This window comes from Candidatus Binatus sp. (assembly GCF_030646925.1).
Lineage (GTDB): Bacteria > Desulfobacterota > Binatia > Binatales > Binataceae > Binatus.
Window position 1 is genome coordinate 1 of the sequence record NZ_JAUSKL010000091.1, and the last position, 11,742, is coordinate 11,742.

10 protein-coding genes and 1 pseudogene are annotated in these 11,742 nt (G+C 57.2%); 8 read left to right on the top strand and 3 right to left on the bottom strand.

Going from position 1 to position 11,742, the window contains the following annotated elements:
- The 5 genes and pseudogenes from Q7S58_RS16535 to scnC all read left to right on the top strand — a co-directional run.
- Window positions 1-2,178: site-specific DNA-methyltransferase (locus tag Q7S58_RS16535; protein WP_304828263.1), on the top strand; the 2,178-nt coding region annotated here is incomplete at its 5' end.
- A pseudogene (locus Q7S58_RS22265) lies at window positions 2,178-2,570 on the top strand (restriction endonuclease); the annotation flags it as partial. The gene Q7S58_RS16535 and the pseudogene Q7S58_RS22265, both read left to right, overlap by 1 nt.
- Window positions 2,571-4,117: 1,547 nt before the next feature.
- On the top strand, window positions 4,118-4,543 hold the full coding sequence (locus Q7S58_RS16545; RefSeq protein ID WP_304828269.1) for an SH3-like domain-containing protein: 426 nt from the start codon (window positions 4,118-4,120) through the stop codon (window positions 4,541-4,543).
- Window positions 4,530-4,856 carry an SH3-like domain-containing protein gene (locus tag Q7S58_RS16550; RefSeq protein WP_304828272.1) on the top strand — a complete coding sequence of 109 codons (327 nt, stop codon included), beginning with the start codon at window positions 4,530-4,532 and terminating at the stop codon, window positions 4,854-4,856. The genes Q7S58_RS16545 and Q7S58_RS16550 overlap by 14 nt, the downstream gene beginning before the upstream one ends.
- Before the next feature lie 32 nt (window positions 4,857-4,888).
- Entirely contained in the window at window positions 4,889-5,644 is a 756-nt protein-coding gene (gene scnC / locus Q7S58_RS16555) for a thiocyanate hydrolase subunit gamma (protein ID WP_304828276.1), read from the top strand.
- A 136-nt stretch (window positions 5,645-5,780) separates the two neighbouring features.
- Here scnC and Q7S58_RS16560 read toward each other — a convergent pair whose 3' ends face one another.
- Window positions 5,781-6,053 (bottom strand): hypothetical protein, encoded by a 273-nt coding sequence (locus Q7S58_RS16560; protein WP_304828279.1) that lies wholly within the window; start codon window positions 6,051-6,053, stop codon window positions 5,781-5,783.
- A gap of 320 nt (window positions 6,054-6,373) precedes the next feature.
- On the opposite strand from Q7S58_RS16560, the gene Q7S58_RS22270 reads away from it, so the two are divergent.
- Both Q7S58_RS22270 and Q7S58_RS16565 read left to right on the top strand, forming a co-directional pair.
- A complete protein-coding gene (locus Q7S58_RS22270) occupies window positions 6,374-6,589 on the top strand; it encodes a CbtB domain-containing protein (protein WP_370655533.1) in 216 nt (71 codons plus the stop codon).
- A gap of 18 nt (window positions 6,590-6,607) precedes the next feature.
- Window positions 6,608-7,264 carry a CbtA family protein gene (locus tag Q7S58_RS16565; RefSeq protein WP_304828282.1) on the top strand — a complete coding sequence of 219 codons (657 nt, stop codon included), beginning with the start codon at window positions 6,608-6,610 and terminating at the stop codon, window positions 7,262-7,264.
- A gap of 451 nt (window positions 7,265-7,715) precedes the next feature.
- Here Q7S58_RS16565 and Q7S58_RS16570 read toward each other — a convergent pair whose 3' ends face one another.
- The gene (locus tag Q7S58_RS16570; RefSeq protein WP_304828285.1) at window positions 7,716-8,264 is read right to left on the bottom strand and encodes a hypothetical protein; all 549 of its coding nucleotides are present in this window, start codon (window positions 8,262-8,264) and stop codon (window positions 7,716-7,718) included.
- Window positions 8,265-9,038: 774 nt separating this feature from the next.
- Between Q7S58_RS16570 and Q7S58_RS16580 the strand changes: the two genes are divergently transcribed.
- A complete protein-coding gene (locus Q7S58_RS16580) occupies window positions 9,039-10,328 on the top strand; it encodes a DUF1329 domain-containing protein (protein ID WP_304828288.1) in 1,290 nt (429 codons plus the stop codon).
- A gap of 718 nt (window positions 10,329-11,046) precedes the next feature.
- Here Q7S58_RS16580 and Q7S58_RS16585 read toward each other — a convergent pair.
- The gene (locus Q7S58_RS16585) at window positions 11,047-11,556 is read right to left on the bottom strand and encodes a GNAT family N-acetyltransferase (protein WP_304828291.1); all 510 of its coding nucleotides are present in this window, start codon (window positions 11,554-11,556) and stop codon (window positions 11,047-11,049) included.
- Window positions 11,557-11,742 lie beyond the last annotated feature (186 nt).

Below are 11,742 nucleotides of genomic sequence, written 5' to 3' on the forward strand. Positions count from 1 at the left end.
CTGATTGCCGGCGATAGCCTGCTGGTCATGAATTCACTGCTGGAAAAGGAAGGCATGGCTGGCCATGTGCAGATGGTCTACTTCGATCCGCCGTACGGCATCAGGTACGGTTCCAATTTTCAGCCCTTCGTGAATAAGCGCGATGTGAAGGACGGCAAGGATGAGGACCTCACGACAGAGCCCGAGATGGTGAAGGCTTTCCGGGACACTTGGGAACTGGGCATTCACTCCTACCTGACGTACCTGCGCGACCGCTTGAGGCTTGTTAGGGAGCTGCTTGCGGCATCCGGTTCGTGTTTCGTCCAGATAAGTGACGAGAACCTTCATTCCGTTCGTCAGGTCTGCGACGAGGTTTTTGGGCCTACCAACTTCTGTGGGCTGATAGCCTTTAGAACAACCGGCGGTCAAAGCACTTCACTTTTATCCACGTCCACCGATTTTCTCGTATGGTACGCAAAGGACAAAGTTGCCGCGCGTGATAAGTTTCGACAGCCGACACTGACGAAACAGGGAGGACGGGGCGGCAGCGGACAATATTCCTTGGTCGAGCCGCGCGATGGCAGCGCGGAACCCAGGCCTATGACGGCCGAAGAACTGGAGAAACTCGATCAAATACCTTCGAGCTTAAGAATACTGGCACATGACACTCTCTATTCTCAAGGGGCTCCGGGCGATCCGGCGGAGCGTTTCTTTGAATGGCGTGGCAGGCCCTTTGAGTGCCCGCCAAACACCCACTGGAAACCTGGGGTGAAATCGGGAGGAATGCAGCGCCTGGCTGATGCGAGACGATTGATGTTGGTAGGAAATACCCTCCGGTACAAACGGTATTTGGAAGACTATCCAGTCGTCGAGGTTGATAACGTTTGGAACGACACGGCCATAAGCGGTTTCGCGCGCAAGAAACAATACGTAGTAGAGACTAGCCCGAAGGTCATTGAGCGGTGCGTTGTAATGACGACGGACCCCGGCGACTTGGTGCTCGACATCACATGTGGCAGCGGCACAACGGCCGTTGTCGCCGAGCAGTGGGGCCGAAGATGGATCACATGCGACACATCGCGGGTAGCCCTCACTCTGGCCAAACAACGAGTGATGACGTCGGTCTTCGAATACTATCAATTGGCGAGACCTGACGAAGGCATAGGGAGCGGATTCCGCTACAAAACCGTTCCGCACGTAATGCTGAGTTCGATAGCAAACAATGAGCCTCCAGCAACAGAAATTCTTTACAACGAACCCTTACCGGATGGCAGCAAGGCTAGAGTAGCCGGCCCGTTCACAATTGAAGCTGTTCCGGCGCCGACCGTACGGTCGCTTGACGAAGTTGAAGAACCATCCATCATCGAGAACGCCGACAGCTCAGTCGTCCGCAGTGGGGCCACGCTTCGCCACGACGAATGGACAAGTGAGATCCTCCGAACCGGGGTGCGGGGAAAGGGCGGGCAACGCATTGAGTTCAGCCGGTTGGAGGTGTTGCCGGGAACACGTTACCTCAACGCCGACGCGGAAACGAAGGGGGATAAAGCACAGCGCGTCGTCGTATCCTTCGGCCCGGAGCACGCACCTCTTGAACAGCGCCAGGTGGCGTTGGCTCTCGAAGAGGCGCAAACCCTCGTGCCAAAGCCGAAGATCGTCCTGTTTGCTGCGTTCCAGTTTGACCCAGAGGCCTCCAAGGACATCGACGAGACCAACTGGCCCGGCGTGACGCTGCTCAAGGCGCAAATGAACGCCGATCTGTTGACGGAGGATCTCAAAAAGAAACGCTCCAGTAACGAGAGTTTCTGGCTAATCGGCCAGCCCGACGTGGAGGTGAAGAAGGTCAAGAACGGCGATAGCAAAGGCGAATTCATCGTTTCCGTGGAAGGGTTCGACTACTACAACACCAAGACTGGCACGATTGAATCCGGGGGCGTCGAGAAGATCGCCATGTGGCTCCTCGATACCGACTACGATGGGCGCAGTCTGTTTCCGCGTCAGGTATTCTTCCCGATGGCGGGAGAATCCGAAGGCTGGGCGAAGCTCGCCAAGAATCTCCACGCCGAGATTGACGAAGAGCTGATCGAAGCCTTCCGCGGCACGGAATCGCTGCCGCTTCCGGCAGGCAAGAACAAGCGCGTCGCGGTCAAAATCATTGACGACCGCGGCATCGAGAGCCTGCGCATCTTGGACTTGAAATAATGGCCGCCGCTTCCATCGATCAGCTCATCATCAATTCACCCTTCGAGGAGCCGTCTTCCTACTGGAGCTACGAGCGCGAAAGTCGGTCTTTCGCGCGGAAAGAAGGGCGCCGGCCGGCGGGATATGTGACCGCCACGCCGGGCGCGAAGTCTTTCGATGATCCGGGCATCTTCCGTGAGCTGCCTCTGGTTAATCAAATCCGCCCGCGCGTGAAGGCGTGGGCCGCGGGTGGTTACCAGGGCACGTCGGGCATCACCCAAAAGCTCCTGGAGCACTGGAATGACCCGGAGCAGCGGGACGGCCGCCGATTCTTCTTCTGCCAGCTTGAGGCGATTGAAACGCTTATCTGGCTGGCCGAGGCCCCGGCCGCCGACAAGGTGGGCATCGAGATTCTTAAGGTACAGCAAGAGAGATCGAGAGCGCTGGTGGCAACCGTTGACCATTCGCCGCCGACCTTGCGCCGAACCAGCGAGTGTCCGCCGACAATCGCCAGAACGTTGTCCGCCCCGTCGCATGCCAAACCATGCACTGACTGGCCGACAAACTCTCGGCGAACGCCCTTAACACCAATGATGACGAGGCCGTCTTTCCACGTTGAGACCAAAGCACTTCGCGTAAGCATTCTCTCAGTCCCCTGGTGAACGGCGGTTCAAAACGATACCACGCACTCACTCCGAGTCCAAACAATCGAACTGGAATTGGAATCAATCGGCCCAGATTTCCGACTTCAGTACCGATTTGATTAAAAGGGCGCCGGAACGATGACACGGTGACATTAGGGCCACATTTAAAGTCCGTGCTGAACCGATGCGCACGCGATGGCACTCGCGTGTATACCATCGATGTGATTTGCGAGGACGAGGGTACCACCGATTTCATATGGGCGGAGCAGCGCAGTTCCGTCTGTAAAACGCTGGTATTTCAACACAATCGAAGTGGACCGTGTCGATCTATGGAATTGGCCGCAAAGCGCACCGGCTGGACGGCGGGCGGAGAGAAACCAAGCGACGTGCGCGACGATACTAAGACGTAGCGATTCTCCGGTGCGCTTTGAATGCGCAGAAGGCACGACATGCGCGGATTTCGCGCGCTTCGGCGGAGAATGCAGAACGTCGAGGACTGGGTGGCGGAGCGCAGTCAATTCGAACTATCAGGCGACTTTGGGAGACGAACGTCTCGCCACCGAAAATGAGAACCTCCTTACGCGGAAGCCATGCACTCTCCCGGCGGGCGTCGCCTCGGTGCATTCAATGGAGCGACCCAGAAGTGCGCGTCACACAGCTCGTTTCCAGGAAGCAACTCGAGGTGTGGCATTTGATAGAGTCTGTGCAAGGCACTCGACACGCGGATCTCGCCGACCGAATCGACCGATCGCTGAACGCGGGAAATGTAGACTCACACCAAAAGTCGACCAGGTGGGAACATACTGCTTAAAACGCTACTTAACGCAGGACGGCGTTTCGGAACGGTTTCCTAAACTCCCGTCAACTTAGCGAAATTGCAAAGTAACTTTTCGATAGAATCGAAAGCAGAATCCTTCAGCGGAATCAATTCAAGGGAACATCGACGGCGAAAAACCGGCGATTTGCTAGCTGAACCAACGCAAGACGACACCATCAAAAGCGTAGGAATACGATTGCAGCAGCGGTTGGTCAAGACCGGCGGACGGCTCTATGCGCCCAGAAAAAGGGTCCTTTCGGGGCGTTGCGTGCTCGCCGGACGCGAAACTGAACCGTTCCGGAGCCGCTGCGAGGACCGTGGACCTAAACCGGCTGAAACCCTTGTAGCAAGAGGTCGTCTGGCCTATACAGGAGTTGGAAGTGGAGAGTCAAAATGGAAATCCCCGCTAAACGGTCGTTGAGATCGGGGAATCAGAAGGGTCCATATACGGAAATTCTGGTAGATTGCCGCTGCGACAACGAAAAGGAGATGTACAGAAGTGGCAGCACGAAGTGACCTTCGTCAGCAGCAAGAACTCATCGCCTCCTTACAGCCGGCGCTTCATGCGCCCCAAAACTGGAATTACGAGGTTGACGGCCCCCTCTACAAGGCCTATATGCACCCGCCCCACGATGTCGGCGGCCAGTTCGACGCCCCTATCCTGTACGAGGAAAAGGAAGAGGAACAATGGGAACTCAACACTTACGTGACGTGCGAGGTTTTCGGCTGGAGGGGCATATGGAACTCCGAGGAGAGACGCCGTCGAGCCGATAACGATTTGGGCTATGCGCTCTATCTTGGCATCCCGTACTACGGACGCTGGATTTTGGCTGCGGCGCGAATGCTGGTCGACAAAAACCATATCTCGCTGACCGAATTGGTGGAGAAGATTGCAGAGGTGAAATCCCGCTATGCCAAAAAGTAAGCCTCTGAAAAAATCTCAGAATACCGCCAGCAAAGCCCGTTTCAAGGTGGGCGACCGTGTTCGCGTCAAGGACATGCCGAACCTGTTCTACACCCGCACCCAGATGTATGTCCGCGGTGTTGTGGGCACGGTCGCCGCTTGCACATATAAGGATATTACCCCCGAAGACGAAGCTTTCAATCGGGATGGCCGACTCGAACAATATTACATCGTTCGGTTCCGGCAGAAGGATCTTTGGCCTGAGTACCCATTCGACAACGACACGGTGCAGACCGAGTCCCCGGAGCGCTGGCTGGAGCCCGGCGATAACTGAGCTGATCGAAAAATTAGGGAAGCAAAAAAAACATGAGCCATAAACATACGCCGGGAAAAGGCGATGCTGACCAACCTCACGCGGCGCCAATGGTGGAAGAAATAACTGACTTCGAGGTTCTCGAGATTGCAGTGCGGGAACTTGCGATCGAGCACGGTCTTTTTGCCGCGGAGGATCATCGCAGGTTCACTGAGTGGACCGAGTCAATCGAACCGGCCGCGGGCTCTCGATTGGTAGCCAAGGCATGGACCGACCCAGCTTTTAAAGCTCGTGTCATGGAGGACGCCGTCAAAGCCTGCAAGGAGATCAGTATCGACTGGGCGGAACCCACCGGATTCGGCACCCCGAGCGACTACATGAATCTTCGCGTACTCGAAGATACGCCAACGCTGCATCACGTAATCGTTTGCACGCTCTGCTCGTGCTATCCGCGCCCCTTGCTCGGCATGTCGCCCGAATGGTACCGCACAACGAACTATCGGCGCAGACTAGTTCGCTGGCCACGTCAGGTCCTCGCAGAGTTCGGTTTAGTACTTCCGCCCGAGGTGGAGGTACGCGTCGAGGACTCCAACCAGAAGTGCCGCTTCATGGTCCTTCCTGTGCGCCCCGAAGGCACCGAGAATTGGACAGAGGGGCAACTTGCAGAGATCGTCACGCGCGACTGCATGATTGGCGTCGCCCTGCCGCGCCCCGGCAGGACGGCAGACGTCCATCCGGTTCAGAAGGCGCGCCGGCCCGTTCAGGGTTCGACGCATTCCGGGGAGACTACACATGAGCGTGAAGAGTGACTTTGACCTCAGCCGGGTCGCACTGCTCGAGGCCGTACGGAATGAGGGGAAGACCTGGAATGTACTTGCGCCACGTTACGGCGTTACCAATCCGAATCCACCGTGGAAAACAAGTCTCATCGCAATGTGCGACTGCCTAGCCGTTAGCGGGGCGCTCCCTACACTCGACCGGCGCCGAGCCGAGGATGAGCTTGCAGAGTCCGTGTATAGCGACGTTCCTGCGCCAGAGCGTCAGCTGCTCGCACTTGTTCACATCATGCTCAGCCGCGGTCTGGTAGCCGAAAGCGATCTCGTCAGCCGCATGCGTGCCGTTCGATCGCGGCTTGAAGAGGCTTAAGGCGGCATCTGAGGGGATGTTGAAGCCGCTGCCGCTTTTTGCCAAATGCTGCAGGCACGGTGCTCGGGGCACGGACGCGAAGTTTGCCTTGGCGTGCGCCGCACCCTATTTTCGGTCCGGTTCGGTTGAGGTGGAGGTCTTCCGATATTTTCAGACTGGAATCAGTGTCGACAGGACCGAACCAGCGCTTTCGATTCGACCAGGAGGCAACCGCGCTCTGCGCGAGCAGGGTTCCCAGATACGGACCGTTATCGCTTCCTAAGTTCACGCGCAGTGGGCTTCCAATACGGCGAAGGCCGAGGCCAATGGTTGAGCATGGGTCAGGACCGGCCCGACAGAAAAACAACAGGAATATTCGTAGAATCGGCGACAGTTACAAACTGGAGGAAAAGATGGTGAACAAGGCAGCAGTTTCAGGCATAGAGCGATCCGAGGCACAGGTTGGCTCTCGAATCAGAATAGGAACCGCGCAGAGCGCAATAGTTGCTGCAATGGTCGGGATCGCGCTCGGAGGCACAATCTTGTTTGTCGTCGGGTTTTCACATTCGGGTCTTCTCCATGCGGCCGCTCATGATGTCAGGCACGCCGCAGGGTTTCCCTGCCACTGATTGCCCGTGCTTTTTCGCATGGTCTCAACCGCGCTTCTGGCCGGCTTTCTAGCCGGCTTTTGCCTGTTTGTGATTCAGCGATCATCGACGCTGCCGCTGATTCACACTGCCGAGACATATGAAAAGGCCGGCAGTCTTGAATCTCGGTCTGACGCCTTCGCGAGCGAACCATTGCGCTCGATCTCGACCTTGCTGGGCGACGTGTTTGTGGCGGTCGGTTTCGGTTTGATCGTGACCGGAATCTACACAGTCAGTGGCAGCGACGGATGGGAGTTCGGTTTGCTTATTGGACTCGCGGGCTTCGTCACGTTCCATCTCGCTCCGGCCGTGGTTGTGCCTCCTGCCGTTCCGGGAATGGAGGTGGCGTCGCTGGCTATACGTCAAACCGGGTGGTTGGTGGCGGTGGCATCAGCCATGATAGGCATCACCCTGGTTTTTTGCCTATCGGGGTTGGCCAGGCTTTCTGGGCTCTTGTTCCTTGTTCTGCCTGGAGTCGTGTTTCGCCTTTTGGTCCCGATACCGGCACCAGGAACGCCGTTACATTCTCTGGCCCTTCTCAACCGCGCCTTCGTGACGCGTACTCTCGGAGTGATGTTGGTCTTTTGGCTGATTCTTGGAACCCTTTCCGGATATCTCTTCACGCGGGCGCAACGAAAGGCGGCGTTAGTCAACTGAAAACGGGAAGCAAACGACAAACTTTCAATTCGGCGACCGCACGAATCACACCGCCCAACGACCCGTCCTTGCTGAAAATTCCGTCGCAACGAAAACCTGGACTCGATGGTGGAGCTGGGAGCTACCAGCCAAGACCCGAGACACAATGCGCGGGCGAAAGCATCCCTTGTCGAGCGAGACCACGCCGGTCAGCTACTCCGAGGGTTGCTCTTGGAAATGTGCTGTTCCAACAAAGCTGCTGAGGAAAGATGCCGATGAACCTGCGACACTGGGTGTGTCGCGCACACAGTCCTAAGCAGGTTCGCAAACTAGAAAGCGAGTTGAGATGGGCGGAAAGCGCACCCGCTGAACGGAGGGCGGAGAGAAACCCAGCGAAATACCCGACGATACTGGCGATGGGCGATTCTCGGTCGCGCGGCCGGCCAACAACATCGGCAAACTGCAAGCCGCATCAGCGCAACAAATCGATCATTTCCTCGACTTTCGCTACCGCTTCGGCCGCGGGTTTTGGCTTCCCAATTTCAACGCCACACAAGCGCTCGAGCACACTGATCGGCTCATCTATGTGAGGCGGCTGAATCGGGTATCGGTCTAACGCATTTTCGAGGTTGTCGGTCACGCATATCGCTAGATATTCCATACGCCACAAGCCGAGCAGTTCTTGCATCAAAGGTCGCAGGCGCTTTGCCAAGCGCTTCGCTATATCTGGATTGTCCAACGCGCGGACGACGGGCCACAGCATTCGTTCGTAGTCACGGATAAACCACTTCACAGTGGCTTGTCCGCCCTCCGCCAGTTTTCGGTTTTGCAATTCCGCGTTACGAAGGTGGCGTAGAAGAAGCTGAAGTGCGCGGACAATTTCATCCCGGACGACCAAGGTGCGCTTCGCCCGTTCCTCTCGAATTGTTCGGTACGGACCGAACCAAAGAGCGACGAGCGCCGAGATGAGAGCCGAAACCAGTGCGGAGAGTAGGAGGGTCAGAACTTGAGAGCCGTCCATGCGTAATTCACCGAAGTGTCTGAAATTCTATTCGGGGCACGCCGGTCGTGTCGATCATCGGTATCCGACATTTGCCCGTCGAGTGACGGTCTGCTCACTGACTGTTCGTGAAGCCCCGTCACGCCGCCGCAATCGCGTGCTGCTCAAGCTCGCCTCGTTATTTTCGCCTGAAGGCCTGAGCCCTATGCCGTGAAAGAGGCTCCCACCTGCGACGTGGCCGGAGCTACGCCGGTAAGTTCGAGCGAGAACTTGGCGACCGAGCCACCCAAAATCGACGGGACCGGGTGCCCTGAGTGAGAGTGCCCTTCGACTCTGGCCTCGACATTTCCTCCTTGGGTTCTAATAGTTCCAGTCCAATAGAATGCCGAATCTCCACCAAAGAAGATGAGAGGAGGTCCTGACTTGGTGGCGAGGCGAGGTATGGTATCGGAGTCCATGCCGTCGAGCGAATAGGTGATGCCTTTTGCTGCGGTGGCGCTGAATGTGTCGGCGTTGGGGTATACGCTTGGGCTTGTCCATCCATGTGACCAGGTTCTCTCAGCTCGCCGTTCACTCGGTGCGCTTTCGGGGAACCGACGTAGATAGTTCTAGTCGGATCACAGTGGCCGGCGACAAGAGCTTCGATAACGCGGAATTCGTGGCAGGCTGCCCTGCACTCGCTGTCAATCCCCACGCAGCACAGAATGTTGGCGGCCGGCGTGGACTCAGATTTCCGAATCTCTCCATCCAAGTGTGATAGAATCAGCGCGCGTCTATGATTTCATGAGCTTCAGGATGCGAGGCCAACGGCAAATCAAATTCGTTTCGTTGGTAGCGGTCGTCACCGTCGTCCTGGCGACTTCTATTCGAGTCTCGGCGCAGGTGAAGCCCGGCGATTTCATCACGGCCGACAATGCATCGGTCGTTAAGGACCTGCTCGCACCGGGGGTGTACTGGCGCGTCCAGCATGGAATGACGATGAAGATCGTGCCGACGGAACGAATCGATTGGCCGCCGCCGTATAGGGAAGCGACCGAGAAATACTCGGCACAGGTGACGGTCTCGGCTGATCATCGGAGCCTCGTCGGCTACGTGGCGGGGCAGCCGTTTCCGTTGGTCGATCCAAATGACCCCTACGCCGCAGTCAAGATCATGTGGAACAACTCGTTCCGGCCAATGTACACCGACGATCTCGACGCGCGCTTCTTCGGCTGTCACGGACGCTTCGAGGAACGCGAGAGGAAAGAGCACGAAGTCGAGTACGAAGAGATCGGCCACTATCTGCTCTATAACGAGGTCGGTCGAACGGAAATAGAGCCCCTGCCCTTCGATCCTGATTTCAAATCCACCGGGCGCTACTTCATGACCGCGCTGTATCCGGTACTCGCGCCTGCCGAGATTCGCGGCCAGGCTTTTCTTCGGTTTCGCTATGCTGACCCGAACCGGGGCGATGACGCATGGTTCTGGAGGCCAGGTTCGCGCAGGTTGCGCCGCCAGAATGAGGCGGCGCTGGGCAGCTCGCAGGGCGTCGAGCAGTTCTACCCGGACGACTACGAAGGTTTCAGCGCCAAGAATGAGAATTACGACTGGAAATTTCTCGGCGAGAAAACGATGCTGGGTGCGATCAACGTCGAACATGTTCCGGGCATTCCGTGCCCGACCGATGGGCATGCCAGCGTCTGCCCGGAACGATGGCAGCTGCGCCGCATGTTCGTTGTCGAAGGCACACCACGCCGCAGCCGCGTTCCGGAGGAGCTCTACTCAAAACACATCGTGTATATCGACGCGGAAGCATGGGTGGTACTGGCTCACGACGCGTACAGCCGCAAGGGCGAACTCTTCAAAAGCTTCGCGAATTGGCTGACGTATCGTGATCGTCCGGTACCTGATGCGCGCGTCGCAATTTACCCGTTCAAACGCCTGTTCGAGATTGCGGAGACTACGACTGACGTACAATCCGGCCTAGCCGAAACTTGCTTCCTGCCGTCACCAGATACTACCGAAAAGGAAACTTGGTACATCAACATGGGGGCAGCCAACAAGACAATGTTCACGCTGCAAGCTGTGGTCAACGCAGCGCACTAAACAGGCGAAAGGACCAACCACCAGCAGCGAGACTCGGCCGAGCGAAGCATTCGGGTGCCGCGCGGCGCTAATCGGCTCTTTCGGCCGCGAACAAACTAGTCCCACCCGGGCCGTCCCCGCGAATTCGGGGCCGATGGCAACGCGCTGCGCTGAGCGCAATGCGGGCTTAAGGCGCCGGCGTTGGTTGTGGCACCAACCAAGCGTCGATTTGTATCGGGTAGCTCACGGCTTTTGCTCGCCTAGCAGGTTGCGGAAAAACCCGGCGAAAGACGATTTCGGCGAAGAGTAAGCATTACTACGATTGCGAGAGTGCGTCTTGGATCAATGTTGTCAGGGGTTAAAAACACTTTTTCCGCAACCTGCTAGGTCTATAGTTCCAAGGCTTTTCGCAATCATCGTCTGCGCAGTTGCGCTGATCGCAAGCTCCGAAAAGATCGTCCTCGGCTGCGGTTGGCGGCTGGACGGGCATGTATTCCGCACAGAACCAAGTCCTGTGCTGCTTCCGAAACACGTCATCCTCGTAATCTACATGGCCCCAAACAGTCAGCGGCGCGTGGCCTTGGCGAATGCCAATGATGCTCAATGGGAAGATGGCGAGTCTCGCATCATAAAATTCCTAAGGCAATGCCCGCTTAGTTGAAGTCGCCCCAGGCCAACGCGCCAACGTGAACAGACCTCGACGTTCTCTGGGAAACTTAGTTCAGAGCGTCTCGCGGGGCTACCAGGGCAAGCCGAGCATATCGATCGGACCAGACGGCCACGCCTTTTCTGCAAGCGCCAAAATCATCGTGTCGTGCGGATATGTTGCGGTAGTTCCCGAGCGTGAGAACGTAGTGGAACCTGGAACGCCAATCCAGCCGAGTTTCGCGTAGACGGGTGACACCTCGTGCCGGCAGAGCAGCAATCCAAATTCGACGCCCAGATCACGCTTCATGAACTCAGCCGCGCGGGACAGCATCGCACTGGCGACGCCTCGGTGACGAAATTGAGGCTTCGTCGCTACTCCGCCGATTCCGCCAACTTTGACGATCGCGCCGCCGACAGATACCTCACGGTCGAGAATAGCGAGCCGTCCGGCAAGCTGTTCTTCGAGACTCAGGATCGCGTAATAGTCCGGCGCTCCCCAGCGATCGGCAGGTCCGAACTCCTCCTCAAACCACTCGCGCAGTTCCTTGGCCAAGGCCGGATCGGTTTCCACTGCTGGAAGGAGCCGTATGCGCTGATTCATCGTGGCCGCTCAAACCTTCGACTGACACTCGATCGTTACTCTGCCCGGTGGTGTCGGTCAAGTGGTGGAAAGGGGAGCATCAGGTATCTGCGACGAGTTGAGCAGTTGAAGTATCAACTTGCTACTACGCTGCCTCCGGTTGTGTACTGACGATGGTTAGGTCTTGCCAGCCGACCAAGCGGCGCA